Source organism: Corynebacterium sp. LK33 (genome assembly GCF_014334955.1).
GTDB lineage: Bacteria > Actinomycetota > Actinomycetes > Mycobacteriales > Mycobacteriaceae > Corynebacterium > Corynebacterium jeikeium_D.
The window spans coordinates 231,714-248,462 of record NZ_PDGU01000024.1 but is presented as its reverse complement, the minus strand read 5'-3'; the positions used below and the strand labels follow the sequence as shown (position 1 = coordinate 248,462).

Genomic DNA, 16,749 nt, shown 5'->3' with positions numbered 1-16,749 from the left:
CTCCGCCTGCGAACCCTGGCGCGTAACAGACTGAGCCCCAGTAGTGACATCAGTCCGCGCACGGATCAACTACGTAGCGAACGGACGCACCTCAAGAACCATCCCACTGCCCTCGGCAAGCGTGAACAATACAGAAAGCAAAAAGGCTCAGTGCCGAAGGACCACTACCGCGCACCAGACGGCACTACCCAGCCAGATCAAGGCTTCCGCAAGAGATGAACGCGTCGCGTGTTCATGTGGAGCCGTACTGAGGTTTAGCAGTTTGGCCAGATTAAACGCTCGGATGTGCAAAACCTGCCGTCAACTTTCAGCGTTGGGGCGGCCACGGTGAGGAAAGCTCATAGCTGTCTGCAAAAAGTTCTCGATGTCGCAGCCGGTGAAATGGCGCTGGCCGTGGTGTGGGCCTGCCGAGCAAACCGGAAGCTGCCAAGATGTACCTGGCCGCTGAGCGGGTCAAGAAACTAGGGCGTGTCTCCTAATTGTGGGCCTGTGCTCGAGCATGATTGAGGTGTGTCACAACGGTCTAGATTTACGCAGTTCACGAATGCACAGTGGGAGCGAGTTGAACCACTTCTGCCAACGAATGAGGGCCGTAAAGGCCGCCCGTTTGGTGATAGCCGCCGCGTTGTAGAGGGCATCATCTACCGGTACCGCACCGGAATCCCGTGGCGAGATCTCCCCGACCGGTATGGTCCCTGGCAGACGGTGTGGAAGCGGCATCGCCGCTACGCAACCGACGGCACCTGGGACCGCGTATTCGCGCACATCCTCGCCGAGGCCGATGCAGTGGGCGACATTGACTGGAACGTGTCAATCGACGCGACGATCAACCGTGCTCATCAGCACGGTACGAACCTGCCGCGCCCTGATCAGGACACAGGGGGCTCTATCGAATTACAAGAATCTGCCGTTATGCGAGATTGAACCGGCAGGTCACGGGATCGGGAGATCACGCGGAGGGTTGAGCACGAAGGTACATTTTGCTGTCGAGGGGCATGGCCGGCCGCTGTCGATTGTGGTGACGGGCGGGCAACGCCATGATGGCGCGATGTTGCAGGAAGTCCTCGGCGATATTCGGGTCCCGAGAATTGGGTGCGGGCAGGCGCGGACGCGCCCTGATGCGTTGCTTGTTGATCGCGGGTACACGTCACGGGTGAACCGCGCGTATCTGCGTGAGCGCGGCATCGCCGCGGTGATTCCGGAGAAGTCTAATGAGATCGCTGCCAGGAAGCGTAAGGGTCGTGCTGGCGGGCGACCGCCCGGGTTTGATGCGGAGCTGTACAAAGACCGCAACGTGGTCGAGCGGGCCTTTGGGTTGATGAAGCAGTGGCGCGGGCTTGCGACGCGTTATGACAAGCTCGCGGTCACGTATCGCGCGGGAGTGGTGCTTGCGGCGATTCTGGTCTGGTTACGCATATAAGAGACACGCCCTAGACAAAGACTCCAAGCGCGCTGAGCCCATCTCGCTTCTGGCAACCGCCGGACTGTAGTAGAGCAAGGTGACGGTACTGCGAGTACGTGACGTTTTTGTTCTGCGCGGTCGTATGCATGTGGAGCGAAGCGCCGTGACAGTTCGGTGAGAGGTCATTACCGGCACGCCGAAGATCTATGAGCAGCTGATGGTGGCGGCGCCGAAGCGGATCACGCGGAGGCTAAAGCCACATTTGAAGGATGAGTTTCCGGATGCGTTTCTGTGGCTTGCGATTGATGGTGACCCGTTGCCGACGCCGAGTGAGCCGGATTGGTATTACTGAGATCTTGAGCGGGTGATGAAGGAATACGGAACGCGTATGTGATGCCGCACGGCCTGCGGGGGACTGACGAAAGGCAGCGGCGCTAACCCAAGGATTGAACAGCGCCAGCCCGGCCACCACTCTGCCGCAATGAGCCTAGATATCTACGTAGAACTCAAGGAAGACAACCTCGATACTGTCGCATAAGGTATCGAATCTGCTTGGTGATAGCCAGGTAGGTTAAATCTGCCCGTCGCTTTCTAGTTCAGGTGTCGTGGGAATGTCGTGGGGTGGCGCCTATTTGCCCTGTTCATACAGGTAGTTGGGGTTTTCCAGGTGGGTTCGAATCCTTCTGGGGGCGCAAAAATAACCCGCCTGAACTGGTTTTATACCAGATGCAGGCGGGTTTTTACTTCTTAGTTCTTCTTGTTATCCGCAGGATCCGGGCGCAAGTAGCGGTCAACCATGTCGACGACCTCTTCGACAGATTCCTTGTCTAGCGTCGCGTCCTTGCCATCCGGGCGCCACACCAGCACCATCGTCTGAATCAGACGGTAAATGTTGCGCGCCAGCAGATATGGATCGTGCTCGCGAATAGTGCCGTCTTCCTGCCCGTGACGGACACCGGGGAGAATGAATTTCTCCACAATTTCCAGCTGTGTATCGCTCATCTCTCCAGTGAGCGCTTCTAAGACACGGTCGGGATCTGTCTTGACCAGGCCAGGGAAAAAGTCACTTTCGATGATGCGTTGAACGACGATTCGAATACGCAGCAACATGCGAGCGCGCGAATCGCCAGGGACATAGCGGAGCCCCTCAAGCATGTGCAGGATTTCGCGGTTGGTCACTTCCCCCAGAAGCTCACCAATGTCAGCGTATCGACGATATACGGTCGGACGCGAAACTCCTGCCTTGCGAGCAATTTCTGCAATCGAAGTCCTACGCAAGCCCACAGTCATTACGCTTTCGCGCGCAGCGGCAATGATGACATCATCGACGGATGGTTTCTGTGCCGCAGTGGTGCTTTGAGCAGCGTCGCCAACACGCCTCGTCTCATCCATGTAACTATTTCTCCCGTTGGAATCCGAACTCAGAAGTAATTTTATCAGGCAAATAGGTCGATTTAGTTCATGCCCCGTTGTCCAATTCTAAGATCTTACTTTCCAGTTAATTTCGTTTCCCCCACAATTCGCTCCACAAACCACACGGCAATCCACACGCCCGACCACAGCACAATCCACATCGCTAAGCTGGGCGTAGTCAGCGTGTGCCCCACAGCCCAGTCCGGGCACAAAATAAGGCGCACTGCCGAATCATGCCGAATCTCAGCGAAAGGTGAAATCATGGCTCAGCCCGATCCCGATCTCAAGCTCTCCCCTGAGCTCGACCGCATCGTGTGGATTGACTGTGAGATGACGGGCCTCGAACCCGAGCGCCACGTCATTGTCGAAATCGCGGCTCTCGTCACCGATGCCAACCTCAACGTTCTCGGGGAAGGCGTGGACATCGTCGTGCACGCGTCCGAGACCGAATTGGCGCAGATGGATGATTTCGTCACCAAGATGCATGCGAAGTCCGGCCTGGATCAGGAAATTCGCGACAGCAAGACTAATGTCGCCGACGCCGAACAGGCTGTTTTGGACTACATCCGTCAGTGGGTTCCCGAGCCGCGCACCGCCCCACTGGCAGGCAACTCGATTGCCTCCGACCGCAAGTTCATCCACCGCTACATGCCAGAGCTCGACCAGCACCTGCACTACCGCATGATTGATGTCTCTTCCTTCAAGGAACTTGCCCGCCGCTGGTACCCCCAGGTCCTCAAGGGCGCTCCAGAAAAGGGTCTCGCTCACCGAGCTCTTGCAGATATCAAGGAGTCGATCCGCGAGCTGGACTACTACCGCCGCGCCATGCTTCTGCCCCACCCCGGCCCCGAAGGCGACGCTATTTCTGCCGCAAGCAAGGAATCGACGGAAAAGTACGGTGAGATTCGCGGCTAGCTCGCTTTACGACGACCCAAACCCCACCCTTTCCCAAATTTATCCGGGTTGACCTGCTGTTTTTGTTTCCAGCCCACTGTGGGCTACCATATAGTTCGCTGCAGAGATGAGCTGAGAATACAGCTCCTTTAATGCGGTAATGGTGACTGTAGTTCAGTTGGTAGAGCACCAGGTTGTGATCCTGGGTGTCGCGGGTTCGAGTCCCGTCAGTCACCCCAAGTAGAACCCTCGGCCAGGTTTTTCCGGGCCGAGGGTTTTGTGTTTCCGCCCGGCGCGTCGCCGGGGTGGGCCTTTTTGCTGCTAAGTCCCCCCCCATAGTCACTACCGAGTAGCCACCAAGCCTGCATCCGCGGACTGCAGCTTGCCGTCAACCATCTCCACGATTCGGTCGGCACCGTGGAGCTGCCCCAGGTCGTGGGTGATGTACAGGGTGGCCACACCCATCTTCCGCGTCACATCCATAATCAGTCGCGTCACTGCCCCTGCACTCTTCTGATCCAAAGCCGCGGTCGGTTCGTCGACTAGCAGCACTTCCGGCTCATTCATCAGTGCGCGCGCAACATTGACGCGTGCCTGCTGACCACCGGAAAGCTGGCTCACGCGACGTTCTCCCAGCCCAGCCAGGCCGACTGCCTCGAGCAGCTCATCCGCGCGCTTCTCCGCTTCACGACGGCCACCCGCGGGCCACCCGAAAACACGGCTCAGTCGCCGCATTGCGATGAGCTGCTGCTTGACCGTCAGCGCTGGCAGAAGATTCGGCTGCTGGAAAACGATGCCGATGTGTTCGCGACGAATCTTGGCAGCATCCGCGCCGCGAGCGCTCAGATCAATGGCCTTCCTTTCCGCACTCTCGTCCGCGCCTGCACCGTTCGCGTCCTGCTTGGTGGAGTACAGCGTGACATGTCCGGTATCGGCACTCTTCAAACAACCTGCGATGGTCAACAGAGTCGACTTGCCGGAACCCGATGGTCCGACCAGTCCCACTACCTCGCCTGCCCGGATCTTCAGCGAGATGTCATCCAAAATGGTGCGTTTGTTGTCGCCATCTTGGACGGTCAGCGAGATGTTCTTCAGAGCGAGTGCCACGGGAGCCTGGTTGTCGATGTAGGTAGTCATTTTGTCCTGAATTCCTCAATTCCTCAGTTGCAGGTTGTGCATGATTAACGCGATGTGAGTGTTCTGTGGGAAGCCGCCGTGCTAGGCCGTACTAACGAGCCACTACGCATTCGCCAATGCGGTGGTCGGATCGACGCGGAATACCGGCACCAGTGCCAGCAGCGCACCAACTACTCCGGTCACGGCCAGAATGAGCCCCGGCACGACGGTCGTGGAAGCATCGACCACAATTGGCATGACGTCGCCGCTCTGCAGAGCCCAGCCCGCCGCTGCAGTCACCGCAACACCGCCGCCGACTCCGATTGCCAGCACGGCCAGGACCTGCGCCAGAGAGTCAGCCACCAGCACGGAGCGGGACGCACCGAGCGCCGAGGAAATGGCCACACCACGCAGTCGTTGAACAGTCCACACGGTGAAGAACGCGCCTACCACCAGCGCAGAAATCACATACAGCATCGAGGTCATCGCGTTCAGCGAGGTCTGCTCGCCCTGATAGGAAGCCGACAGGTTATTGCGCTCGCCGTCGCGCAGAATGGTTCCTTCCGGGACATTCGGCAGCTGCGTCGCAGACTCGTCGACAACCATCGCCGCCGGCACCATCTGCCCCGGTGTCAGGTCTTCCATCACACCGCGCCCGGCATAAATGACCGCTTGGTGATCCAGCCACTTATCCCCCGCCACCCGCGCAACGGTGGTCTCGTGCTCGCCCATCGCGCCAGATAGGGTCAGCGAGTCACCTTCCGCAATGGCGGTTTCACTGACACCGTCGGTGACGGCCACCTGGTCGTCGTTAAGCGAAAAGTCGGAGATGACGGTGACGGGCGTTTCATCGACGCGCGCACGACTGACGTAGACATCGCGGACATTTGCGCCGTTGTCGCTCGCCCACGTCTGGACGCTCTTTCGCGCCGTCTCGCCGATGCTTGACGACGACAACGACGTAGCCCCCTCCGAGATGACGACGGCGTCGTTTTTGCCGTAGACCTCGTCAAGTGCGGAGACGGACTGGGCGGACAGGCCGGCGGCCAAAGCCGAGAGGAACGCGACCATCACAGCAATCATGCCGACGGTGATGGTGATCAGTGCGGCACGGCCTGGAGCGGCTCGAAGTTCTTTCATTGACTGGTACATACTCATTATGGTCGTGGATTCAAAGGCGGATTTAATCGCCATGGAGGTTGAACTTCGTCTCCAACTTTCGGTTGATGTTGACAATTCCGGCTCGTCAGCGGTGTTTTGGCAGGCGGAACTGCCCTAAGCTCGAGAGCGTGGATACTCCTGAGACCCTGAACCGCAGCTGGCAATTACTGCGGTTTGCCCTGGATGTTTTGGTGCTGGTGCTGCTGGCGGTATGCGTGGTTCCGGATCCGCAGTGGCGAATCATCACCTATGCGGCGTGCTTTCTAGCGGTGTACATCGCAGGTTCGGTCGGGCCGATTGGTCGGGCCCGGCATGGCAACGTAGCCAACGAGGTCGCGCTGACTAAGCCGCGTGGCCTGCTGTTGGGCTGGCTTGTGATTCTGCTGCTGTGCTGGGCGGCGTTGGCGTTTGCAACGCTGGACGCCTCGTTCCTGGTTTTCCCACTGTTTTTCGTAATTTTGCAGGTAACCGGTGGCCTTATGGCCGTAATCATGGTGGCGGCGACAACGGCGACGGCAATTGGCGCTATCGCTATCCATACTCCGCTGACATTTGGTGGTGTCCTCGGCCCCATTCTGGGTGGGACGTTTGTACTCACGGTGGGGCTGGGGTTCCGGCTCCTGCAGAAGGAGACTATCGAAAAGACCAAGGCACTCGAGGAGCTCTCAGCTGCCCGCGCCCACTCGGAAGCACTGTCCCGTCGTGCCGGTGAGCTGGACGAACGTGCACGTCTCGCAGCCGACATTCATGACACCGTGGCGCAGGGACTTTCCTCCATCCAGCTGCTGCTGCATTCGGTGGAGTCTCGCATGAAAAGTGCTCCTACCCAGCATGACCAGGCCTCGGTGGATTCGCTGCAGCTCGCCCGCAAGGTCGCGGCCGACAACCTCGCCGAGACCCGGCGTATCATCGCAGCACTTCAGCCGGCTCCCCTCGAAGGCGCAGACCTATCCGGTGCGTTGGAGAAAGTCTGCTCCTCCACGGTACTGGGCGATGCTGTCAGCTTCTGCGTCGACGGCACACCCACGCGGCTGCCGGCCACCGTCGAAGCCACCATTATCAGGGTGGCCCAGGCGAGCTTGGCGAACGTCGTCAAGCATGCACACGCCACGCGTTGCCGTGTCACCCTGACCTACCAGCCCGACGAGGTTCTGCTCGACTGCGTCGACAACGGCATCGGCTTCGACCCCACCGCACCAACTAACGACGACAGCGTGGGGATCGCCAACGCGCGCCGACGCGTGGAGAAGCTCGGCGGCACCTTCACCATCGAGTCGGAACCGGGGCGTGGCTGCGGTGTCAGCGTCAGCATCCCGCACGAGCTCGCCTCTTAAAGTCCCGCGCCTGGTATGCAGGTAGGAAACGACCATTCACATCACCCTAGGAGTTAGCCAGGTGACCAAGCCCATCGGAGTCCTCATCGCCGACGATCACCCCATCGTCCGCGCTGGTCTTCGCGCAGTCGTTGAATCGGCGCCGGATATCGTCGTGGTTGGCGAGGCGGCCAGCGGCGACGAGGCGGTCGAGAAGGTGCGCGCATCGCTTGACGACGACTCTTGCGACCCCATCGATCTGGTACTCATGGACCTTCGCTTTGGTGAGGCCCCTGGCACTGCTACCCGCGCAGGCGGAGTTGATGCCACCGCAGCCATCCGCGCACTGGCCGGGCGCGGCGCAAAGGCCCCAGAAGTGTTGGTGGTGACCAATTATTCTTCGGACTCCGATGTGCTCGGCGCTGTCACCGCAGGCGCAGTTGGTTATCTGCTGAAGGATGCCGCTCCGGAGGAGCTCATCGATGGTATCCGTCGTGCCGTTCGCGGCGAGACCGTGCTGAACACACAAGTGGCCGGGCGCTTGATGGGTCGGATGCGCAACCCCAATACAGCACTAACCCCGCGCGAACTCGAAGTGCTCGAGTTGGTCGCGCGGGGTATGTCGAATAGAAAAATTGCAGAACAGCTGGTGCTCACCGAAGCGACTGTGAAATCGCATCTGGTACATATTTTCACCAAGCTAGACGTCAGCTCCCGCACCGCGGCTGTTGCTCGGGCGCAGGAGCTGGGAATGTTGGGTGATTAGGAAACGGACTAACCCGCGTGGCTTAAATGATGGCCTCACTTAGAGGACATGAGCTACCAGGAGCTGGTCTCGTCGGCGTTGCCCTTCTTCCAGGTCTCCCACGGGATGTTCCAGTCACCTAGTCCATCAACACCGGAGAGCGTCTCACCAATCGTATTCTTCACAATCACGATGTCACCGCGCTTAGTGTTGTCCAGGAACCACTTAGCGTTGGCGTCAGTGACGTTGATGCAGCCGTGAGACTGGTTGACGCTGCCCTGTGCCCACGTTGACCACGGTGCACCGTGGACGTAGATACCGGAGTAAGACATCTGCGTTGCATAGTTAACCGGCGTGACGTAGCCACCCTTTTCCAGAGACAGGCCGTAGGTACGAGAGTCCATCACCATGGTCTCGTTGCGATCACCGATGATGTACTGGCCATTCGGAGTCGGGTGAACATTCGACCCCATAGAGATAGGCATGGAGTTTACGACTTCACCGTTCTTCTTAATGACCATGGTCTTCGTCGCGTCATCAGCGATAGCAATGACTTCATCACCGATAGTGAAGCTGGTTTCGGCGGACTCCGCACCGTACATATCGTCACCAAGATCCGTGCCGTAAATATCGGACTTCACGGTAACCTTGGTCCCCGGCTTCCAGTACTCCTTTGGACGCCAGCGCACCTCACTGTTATTCAGCCAGTAGAAAGCGCCTTCCACCTTAGGCTCGGTGGTCACCTTAATTGCTTCCTCAGCAGCCTTGCGGTCCGAAATACTCGCGCTGAACTTCACAGCAATAGTCTGACCGACACCCACGGTGGAACCATCCAGCGGGGACAGGTAACCATTTACCTGAGAAGTCGGCTCGATGGTGGTGAAAGAAGTAGCCAGCTTTTCTGTGCCCGAGGTGGCGTTAATCTCATAGGTCTTTGAGTAGCCCAGGGGTTCTGCAGTGGTCCACTTGGTACCACTGGAGTCGAGCTTGCCCTTGACCTCTTTGCCCTCAGGGTTGGTCATAACAACCTTGTCCAGGCGATGTCCCTCTTCCACCTGAACCGAAATCGGGTCAACCACCGAAACATCGGTGGCGTCGTCCTCCACACTGGCGACAAGACCAACGTCAGGCTTCTCCGCCTCTTGCTGCTCGGCATTATCTCCGCCGACGGTACAAGCAGCTAGCGAGATGGTGGTCGCAAATGTCACCACCGCCATCGACAGGCGCTTAAAAGATTGCCGCATGATCGTGCTTCACTCCAACAGTGCAATTATTAAGTAGTAAGTCCCGGGGACACACTGCGACACACAGCGGAGTCCTGCTACAGCCCCTGGTGCGCCCTCGAAAAAGGTCAGACTACCCTGCAGCGGCACTAGCCACCGATAAAACGCTCGCCCTGACTGAAAAGCCTTATTGACTGCCCAATCACAGTTTTCAACCCCTCACAGGGCGCAGCACGCATAGTAGCCCAACGGTTCCTACAGTTAACCCTCTGGAAAATTGCTGTGCAACCCCAAAAAACCGGGGCACTTCAACCGACCTGGGAAAACAGCGCCCCCTTGAAGCTGCGTTACCGAAAAGTAATCAGTTCGCTATTCAAAAGTGCCACCGAACACTACCGAGCGTTACTGAACACTGCCGAACGTAACCGAACGCCACTGGGGTATCTACGCACGCTCCGACGTTGATGCCTTTGATACAGGCCCTACCCCACTTTGAGGATTTCCAAACTTTTTTTGAACTTTTTTCAAACGGTTGCGCAAAACCTTTCAAAAAACATGCAAAAACATCAATTCAAAAACAGCATCTGACCAGCCGATTTTACAAACAATCAGAAACCTGGTTATATATCTTCTCGTTGCCGGCGAGGAGCTCACACAGAGAGCACCAAGCAGGAAACAGTAAGCGCCATTAGCTCAACTGGCAGAGCAGCTGACTCTTAATCAGCGGGTTCGGGGTTCGAGTCCCTGATGGCGCACGAAAGCCCAGGTCAGACAGTGTTTTTACTGTCTGACTTTTGGCGTTTTAGAGGTAACTCCCTGTTCAGGGCGTTTTCCACAGTAACACATCCCGGGGTACATTTAACCGCCCGTGTACCTGGGAAATGACCTCTAAGGGCACACATTGGGCACGAATTGGGCACAAAACTTCGGTAGTTTACGACTACTGAAAAGCGGGCGATACCAAGCTCGGTACACCGCACCGGACGGCAAACGATACGGATCCACGTTTCCGGACAAACTAAGCGCGCTTGCATGGCTCGCCGAAAACAAGAAGGCGATCGACCTTGGCGCTTGGGAGTCACCAAACACCGAAAAGGAAACTGTCCCTACGGTCGGTGAGCTCACACACCACTGGTTTCAACTAATCGCGCCGGGGATCCGAAACTCCACCCTCCGGGCTTACAAGGAAGTGGTAGGCCTCCGAGTCTTGGGGCACGAACGGCTTTCCTCTACCCCGGTGGATAAACTAACCCCTCGCAAGGTTGCCGGGTGGTGGCAGGACACCGTAGAAGCTTTTCCCGATACCGCTTACCGAAATCACCGGGCGTATCAAAAGCTCCGAACGATCATGAATCTGGCTGTCGAATACGGCTATCTCACGTCGAACCCGGTTCACGTTCGGGTTGCGTCTCGCAGACCAAAGAGCAAGCGGAAGGAACTACCGTCCACTGAACAGCTTCGGGCAATCCTTGAACACGTTCCGCACCGCTACAAGCTCATTACGGCGTTGTGCCTCTTCCACGGCCTTAGGTTGGGTGAAGCCCTAGCCTTGCACGGCAAACACGTCTTTCCGGACAAGGTGATAATCGAAGGAACCCTAGCCAGAGTGCCGAACGGCAAAGGTGGTGTAAAGATGGAACTCCACCCGCCCAAGACACAAGCGGGCTACAGAACCGTACCGATCATGCCAGAGTTTCAGCACATCGTTACTGAGCATCTAGCCACGTATCAGCCACGACCGGAGGGCTACGCAACCGAGACCGACAACGGTGCTGCGGTGTTTGATACGTCGTACAGGTCAATCTTCTATCGAGCCAAGGATAAAGCCGGGATTGAAGACGATCTCACACCCCATTACGGGCGTGTGTACCTCATCACCCGGCTTGCCGAAGCCGGTGCAACTCCTAGAGAGATTGGTGCCATACTCGGGCAAGAGGATGTCTCAACGATCGTCAACACTTACATGAGAGCCAGACAATCAAGGCCGAAAACTCTCATGTCATCGTTGGACTTGTCAGACTAGTGACGCGACCTAGCCTAGGATTGCTCGGGCTTCTTCTAGCCCGAGCTCTCGAGGCGGATTGGTGCAGTCGTTGGCCTGCCAGCTAATCATTTGCCCCGGCACATCGGGGTTACCGAACCGGTCAGTCCCGGCGAATCCGTCTACCGCACCGAAGTAGCAAGACACAGCCTGCAACTCCTCAGGAGCAGCTAGGACAGCGGTGACAGCCCGGCTATCCCGCTTCCACTGGTTAAACGCTGCACTGCTCGGAACGATGTTGCCAACCCGGTGCATTGATCGCGGCTGACACAACGGAACTACGTGCTCCAAGTTCCGATAGGTTAACTTGTCATCCCTGTCCTTGGCCTGAAGCTCCACCCCGGTGTAATAGCATCTTGCCGGATCGTGATTCCGCTTATTCTTGAGGTACTTCACCAACCGGGCTTCGGTGACTCGGTATCGTCTACGCCCCAGCTTCTCGGCTCGCTCGTATCCATTCTCCAAGGCGTATCCGAAGCCGTACCCGCTCTTAGCCCGTCTACGGGCTGCTGCGTTGGTACACCGTCGACAGCGGGACATAAAACCACCGATTCCCTTCTTGTCCGGGGTGAAGTTGGTAGCAGTGAGTTCCAAAACGTCGCTACAGGTGTTGCAGACTTTCTTTCCCTGGAGCGCGTAGAACTCCTGTAAGGCTTTCAGTTCTGGCTTGATTCTTGACATACTTTCCTTCTTTCTATTGACTGCCCAGGTCAAACCTGAACATGTCCTCTAAATAAACGGGCTTTTGTGCATACAAAAAGACGAGCCCTCGAATTTCGAGAGCCCGTCTTCGACGACTTGCTGTTACACGTTCGCTTCTTTCCTCAGCGCGATACTGGCTCGATATTGCTCAGCATCGGCCTCGTCTCGGTACTCGAGTACGTTGCCTTCGATCTCTTTGAGCGCTTCTTTAACTTCCGCTGGTGTGGCATAAAAGAACTCACGCCGGGTATTGATCAAGTTCACCTTGCGATCTGCGAAATGTCGGTGCAGTTCAGCCTCGACCCCTACCGCGTCATCGGAGAAGTGAATTACGTGAGTGTCAAAATTGAACGGCACAGAAGCGTCTCCGAGTTCCCTTACTCGGTCTTCCGGATTAATCCTTCGGGTTAGACCGATCTTGACCATGTTCTCACCGAAACTACCGACGTTCGAGATTACGTAGACGTAACCAGCTCGAATGTTTGCAGCTCGATAATCGACGTCTTCAATTCCCTTGTTGATCTCTTCGAGTTGGCCTTCGAGCTCGGAGGCCTCGTCCGTCCTTCCAGATGCCATCAGAGCAGCCAGAGCTTTTTCGTAGTGAGCCTTTTCCTTCAGCAGTCGCTTACGCTCTGCTTCCATCTCAGCCTGAGCTTTTCGCTCTTCTCGCAGTCGAGCACGCTCTTCTTTCTCGGCCTCCTTGGCGGCCTTCTTAGCCTCGAGGTGCTGAGCAGCAAGGCGGAGCTCTTCTAATCGTAGGTGGTGGTACTTGGGGTTGATTCGCAACTCCATCAGCTGCCCAAGGCGACCAGCTTCGGTAAAAGCTCTCTCCAGACGATTAATGCCGGTCTTCAGATTGCCAGCCTTGAGCTTGGTGATCGCGTTTTCTACCTCTGCGTTGTAAGAGCGCAAAGCCAGCTTCGACAAATTGTTGGTAAACGACTTACCTTTGGCTTTCGAGTCATTAAACGTAAAGTTCTGGGATACCAAGACCGCCGTCTTGTCCTTCACCATCTGCTTGGCAGCCTGCCGAACTTCGGACAGCTGCACCTCGTAGCGGATTGAATCCTCAGCAGGATTCTCAAAGTAGTACAGTCCATTTTCTTGGAGTTTGATCTCGTCCCGAACCTCGATAAGGCTCTTCTCGGCCTCCTTCCGTTCGGCCTTCAGCTTCTCAATCTCGGCTTGCAGTGCGCCCTTTGTTGTTTCGAGCTGCGCTATCTCGGCTTTGAACTCCTCACGCTTCTGATTAAGTAATGCAACATCCCCGCCACCGATGGACTCCAAGAACTGAGCCCGGCTCGACACCTCGTACTGCAATCCTGCAACCTGCTGCTGCAAGCCAGCGATGAACTGCTGCATCTCGACAATCTGCTGCTTTAATTGGACGTTTTCTTTCTTAGCCGCACTGCCAAACATTCGATACCTCTTCTATTAGCTGAGAACCGTCACCGGGCTTAGGTACGAATCGCGTGCCGCATCGCCGAAGCCCAAACACAGCATCCCACCTTTTCTCCAACCACTACGAATCGACTGCCCCCCAGGTGCTACAACACCGGGGCTAATTACTCCACTGGCCTGAGCTCTCGCAGGCCGGGCTGCTCGACGTTGGCTCGAGTCCACCGGGGCTAGAACAACGGAGCTCTAGCAGCCAGAGCGCCGCTTCAGCGGTGCTTGTCATCGGAGCTAGACAGCCCGGCTCACCGGGGTATCAATGGGGCTACGAAGATCTCCGAGGTCTGAGTAGACCCTCGCTTACCTCTTCAGGGGACTACGCTTTTGTTGCTCCGCCCCCTTCAGAACAAGTACAACCGGCTCCGGTGACTGACACCTACGCCGGGAACGAGCACCTCGGAGACTGATTGCCTCCTCAATGCTCTACCCCACCGGAGCTCTCAGCGGAGGTGAGCCCTACGCTCTTCGGCTTCGGACTCGACCAGTCGAGAGCAGCCCCCTCGAAGGGCTGCCACACACTCAACGGCAACCCCGGAGGTTGCCTCCTACACAACTTGCTAAGTACACGGCCTCCAAAAGGCCGCTACTGATTAACGAGAGTGAGAGCCCCGGCGCAATAAGCAAGAGGGGCTCGAACCATCGTGAACGGAGCTCTGTCGCTCCTTTCTCACGACCGGGCTGCAAGAAGCAGCCCTTGGTTCTTACTATCCCGAAGAAAGGGAGGCTGAAGGCCTCCCGTTAGAATTGTATTTTGTAACGGGGATATATAAGGGGGTACAAGTACAAAGTACAAACCTCTGACCTGCGGTTTTGCAGTGCTTTGTACTACTTTCAAGGTCAAAACTAGTACAAAACTACTTCGGCAAATATCGCCCCTCAGACCTGCTCCAGGTGATTGTCTCTACCTTATTGAGCCGAGTGCGGATTGTACCGGCCTCGAGATGGATCCTCTCGGAGGCCAACGCACGACTAACTCGCTCACAAGCTGCCTTCTGGCTTAATCCGGCTGGCAGCCCTAGGGCAAGCTCAATCATTCGCTCCTGAGCATCAACCTTTTCTTTGCTTCGATTTTGGCTCGAAACCGCTGCCCCACCATCGACGGTGAGAAAACCGTCCTCGTTTCGGAGACATTCAATCGGCTCTACTCGGGCATTGTTCGACGTGAACTCTAGAACTCTCTTCTCCTCATTCACGGTGCCACCCGGTGAACTAAGAAAGACTCTTGCACGGGCAAACTGAGTCACCGCAGCGTTACCAGCGGGACGCTTAATTTGCTTACCTTCGAACCTCGAATCAGTGGAATGCCCAACAAGCACCGAGGGAACTTCGAGATCGTGGAGACGAAGGAACAGATCCCTCCAGCCTTCTCGTTGATTCATATCCCCATCGACCAGAGCGGTGGCATGATCGACAACCACCAGACCGTAGCCTGAGAAGGCCACACCCCGAGCCAAACGATTCCAATCGTCAGCATCGAGCTCACCCGACACTGTCTTAATATCCACCCGATCCGTGTCAGCTCCGAGAGTGTCCAACCGGAGCTTGTATTCAAGATCGCTTCCAGCATCGGTAACGACGATCAGCACCTTGGAAACGCTGTCAAAGCTGGTAAGCCCGAACAGATCATTACCAGAGAGTGCAGCATCAATAATCTGAGCGACCAAGAATGACTTGCCCATCTTCGATTGTCCGTAAACGAACGTCGTTCCTAAACGGGCTAGAATGCCTTCGATAATCCAGAAGTCCTTAGCTTCTACCGGCTTCATGGCAGACAGAGAGACAGCACCGGTTAAGTGCCGCCCGTACTCTTGTTCTCCGAGCTCTGTCAGATTGCCATCGGGGTCAATCAGATCCCCGCTAACGCGGTCGTGGCTAGTACTAGTCAAGCGTAATCACCTGCTCAATAGCGGTAGCAAGAGCTCGAAGCTCTTCGGTGTTCATAAAGATCTTCCGAGAATACCCGGGGATACGGATTGTGTGGCACTGCCCCTTCGAACTGGTTTTAGTCTCAATCCACGGATGCTTTCGCTGATTGTCGGTCATGGTGTCCTTTCTGATGATTGTTTCTTTAGCCCGGTGCAGCTGTACTAATCCGGTATCGGAACCCCGACAGCGGTAGCCGAGCTGTTTGAGTGTGGCTTAGAGCGGCCGATTACCGAATCGAACAATCCAATCGCGAAGCCCGGTACCGAGGTGATCGGCTACCTCTAGTGCGTTAACGGCTCCGACGCGCGACACCAGAAAGTCCACGTGAGCCTGTAGCTCCGGAACATAAACTCTGGTGTATTCGCTGTAATTCGACGGCAAGCGGTGGAAGTCGGGATGAACGTAGCCAGCCACTATCTCGGGAGACGGCAGTAGCGCCGGTGATGCGTTGGTTCTGATCGTCACCGAATCACCTCGAGGTGTTGTGTCGAGCCCGTGCTGCGGTACGACCAGCAGCCGACAGCTTGGCCTTTTGCGCTAGCTGCTCTTCCGAGGTCTCAGGAAGATTGAGGGACTTGATCAACTTATCGAGCTGGTTGGTCTGAGCTCGTGCCTCAGCAATGAGCGGGTTAATAACCGCCTGCCCCATCGAGCCTTTTACAGTGAACTGCTGTCCCTCCATCGCTGTTTCGAGTTGCTCGATCGTGTCAGCGGTACGACAAGCACGCTCGAGAATGGCATACTTTCCCGGTTCCCCTGTGAAGTCGAAAACCGAGGTCATTTCTTGCCAAAGCTCCTTACCTCGGTTCTGGAGAACCTTAGGAGGAGCCGGTGGCTCATAGCTGTGCAGTTGTAGCGGAAGTGGTTCCATTGATTAGTAATTCCTTTCCTGTAATGGCGATTCAGTATCGGCAAGCTCCTAAAAATGGAGTTTGGGATTCGCATAAAGCCGGGCGGGCGCAGTCACGGGCGGTGCTAGGAGACGGGGCGAGGGTATGCCCCCTGGGTGCCCGAGGTGCCGACCTCTGAATCTCGATAGGCAAAACCAAAACCGAGACCGGTGCATTACGCAGCAACGACGCTGCCAAGAGATGCCAACAGACTCTTGCCTGAGGGGTACCAAAGTCCGTAGGACAGAAGCCAGAACCTGCCTAGCCCGCGCGCCTGCCTAGTGCGACCTAGCGCGCCTCCCTAGCGGGCGCATACCCGCCTAGCGCCCTAGCCTGCCTAGCGGGGTGCCTAGCCCTCCCCGGCACGCCCCGGGCACCCTACCCCGGGGCGGGGCATCCCCTAGCTACCCCGGCCTAGGTAGCCGGGCATACTCCATACCCGTAGGGGAATCCCCTACCTAAACACTC

At 56.8% G+C, this 16,749-nt stretch carries 14 protein-coding genes, 2 tRNA genes and 1 pseudogene; 7 read left to right on the top strand and 10 right to left on the bottom strand.

The window, feature by feature from the left end:
- The first annotated feature begins 510 nt into the window (after positions 1 to 510).
- Positions 511 to 1,420: pseudogene (locus CRD20_RS08340) on the top strand (IS5 family transposase).
- Positions 1,421 to 2,149: 729 nt separating this feature from the next.
- Here the strand turns inward: CRD20_RS08340 and CRD20_RS08335 are convergent.
- Both CRD20_RS08335 and CRD20_RS08330 read right to left on the bottom strand, forming a co-directional pair.
- Positions 2,150 to 2,794: a TetR/AcrR family transcriptional regulator gene (locus tag CRD20_RS08335; RefSeq protein WP_016422282.1), complete on the bottom strand. Its 645-nt coding sequence runs from the start codon at positions 2,792 to 2,794 to the stop codon at positions 2,150 to 2,152.
- A gap of 95 nt (positions 2,795 to 2,889) precedes the next feature.
- Entirely contained in the window at positions 2,890 to 3,078 is a 189-nt protein-coding gene (locus CRD20_RS08330; RefSeq protein ID WP_042388509.1) for a hypothetical protein, read from the bottom strand.
- Here CRD20_RS08330 and orn point away from each other — a divergent pair.
- Complete coding sequence (gene orn, locus CRD20_RS08325) at positions 3,077 to 3,730, top strand: oligoribonuclease (protein WP_049189882.1); 654 nt, start codon at positions 3,077 to 3,079, stop codon at positions 3,728 to 3,730. The two genes, CRD20_RS08330 and orn, sit on opposite strands and share 2 nt — an antisense overlap.
- A 142-nt stretch (positions 3,731 to 3,872) precedes the next feature.
- Positions 3,873 to 3,948: transfer RNA gene (locus CRD20_RS08320), tRNA-His, on the top strand.
- 103 nt (positions 3,949 to 4,051) lie between these two features.
- On the opposite strand, the gene CRD20_RS08315 is transcribed toward CRD20_RS08320, so the two are convergent.
- Positions 4,052 to 4,846: an ABC transporter ATP-binding protein gene (locus CRD20_RS08315; protein WP_187405229.1), complete on the bottom strand. Its 795-nt coding sequence runs from the start codon at positions 4,844 to 4,846 to the stop codon at positions 4,052 to 4,054.
- Positions 4,847 to 4,948: 102 nt separating this feature from the next.
- Positions 4,949 to 5,965, bottom strand: a complete 1,017-nt coding sequence (locus tag CRD20_RS08310; protein ID WP_255468787.1) for an FtsX-like permease family protein — start codon at positions 5,963 to 5,965, stop codon at positions 4,949 to 4,951.
- A gap of 149 nt (positions 5,966 to 6,114) precedes the next feature.
- Between CRD20_RS08310 and CRD20_RS08305 the strand changes: the two genes are divergently transcribed.
- Together CRD20_RS08305 and CRD20_RS08300 are read left to right on the top strand one after the other, a co-directional pair.
- On the top strand, positions 6,115 to 7,320 hold the full coding sequence (locus CRD20_RS08305) for a sensor histidine kinase (RefSeq protein WP_323632517.1): 1,206 nt from the start codon (positions 6,115 to 6,117) through the stop codon (positions 7,318 to 7,320).
- A 61-nt stretch (positions 7,321 to 7,381) separates the two neighbouring features.
- The gene (locus tag CRD20_RS08300) at positions 7,382 to 8,065 is read left to right on the top strand and encodes a response regulator transcription factor (protein WP_083310544.1); all 684 of its coding nucleotides are present in this window, start codon (positions 7,382 to 7,384) and stop codon (positions 8,063 to 8,065) included.
- A gap of 53 nt (positions 8,066 to 8,118) precedes the next feature.
- Here CRD20_RS08300 and CRD20_RS08295 read toward each other — a convergent pair whose 3' ends face one another.
- Complete coding sequence (locus CRD20_RS08295) at positions 8,119 to 9,288, bottom strand: Ig-like domain-containing protein (RefSeq protein WP_187405226.1); 1,170 nt, start codon at positions 9,286 to 9,288, stop codon at positions 8,119 to 8,121.
- Positions 9,289 to 9,949: 661 nt separating this feature from the next.
- Between CRD20_RS08295 and CRD20_RS08290 the strand changes: the two genes are divergently transcribed.
- Positions 9,950 to 10,022, top strand: a tRNA-Lys gene (locus CRD20_RS08290).
- A gap of 593 nt (positions 10,023 to 10,615) precedes the next feature.
- Positions 10,616 to 11,290 (top strand): tyrosine-type recombinase/integrase, encoded by a 675-nt coding sequence (locus CRD20_RS08285; protein WP_187405225.1) that lies wholly within the window; start codon positions 10,616 to 10,618, stop codon positions 11,288 to 11,290.
- Positions 11,291 to 11,299: 9 nt separating this feature from the next.
- Here the strand turns inward: CRD20_RS08285 and CRD20_RS08280 are convergent, their stop codons facing one another.
- From CRD20_RS08280 to CRD20_RS08260, 5 genes are all read right to left on the bottom strand, one after another.
- Positions 11,300 to 11,989, bottom strand: coding sequence for a hypothetical protein (locus tag CRD20_RS08280; protein ID WP_187405224.1), 690 nt, complete (start codon positions 11,987 to 11,989; stop codon positions 11,300 to 11,302).
- Between the two features lie 123 nt (positions 11,990 to 12,112).
- Complete coding sequence (locus tag CRD20_RS08275) at positions 12,113 to 13,429, bottom strand: DUF4041 domain-containing protein (RefSeq protein ID WP_187405223.1); 1,317 nt, start codon at positions 13,427 to 13,429, stop codon at positions 12,113 to 12,115.
- Between the two features lie 890 nt (positions 13,430 to 14,319).
- On the bottom strand, positions 14,320 to 15,351 hold the full coding sequence (locus CRD20_RS08270; protein ID WP_187405222.1) for an AAA family ATPase: 1,032 nt from the start codon (positions 15,349 to 15,351) through the stop codon (positions 14,320 to 14,322).
- Entirely contained in the window at positions 15,344 to 15,508 is a 165-nt protein-coding gene (locus tag CRD20_RS08265; protein ID WP_168162074.1) for a hypothetical protein, read from the bottom strand. The genes CRD20_RS08270 and CRD20_RS08265 overlap by 8 nt, the downstream gene beginning before the upstream one ends.
- 352 nt (positions 15,509 to 15,860) lie before the next feature.
- The gene (locus CRD20_RS08260) at positions 15,861 to 16,172 is read right to left on the bottom strand and encodes a hypothetical protein (protein WP_187405221.1); all 312 of its coding nucleotides are present in this window, start codon (positions 16,170 to 16,172) and stop codon (positions 15,861 to 15,863) included.
- Positions 16,173 to 16,749: the final 577 nt, after the last annotated feature.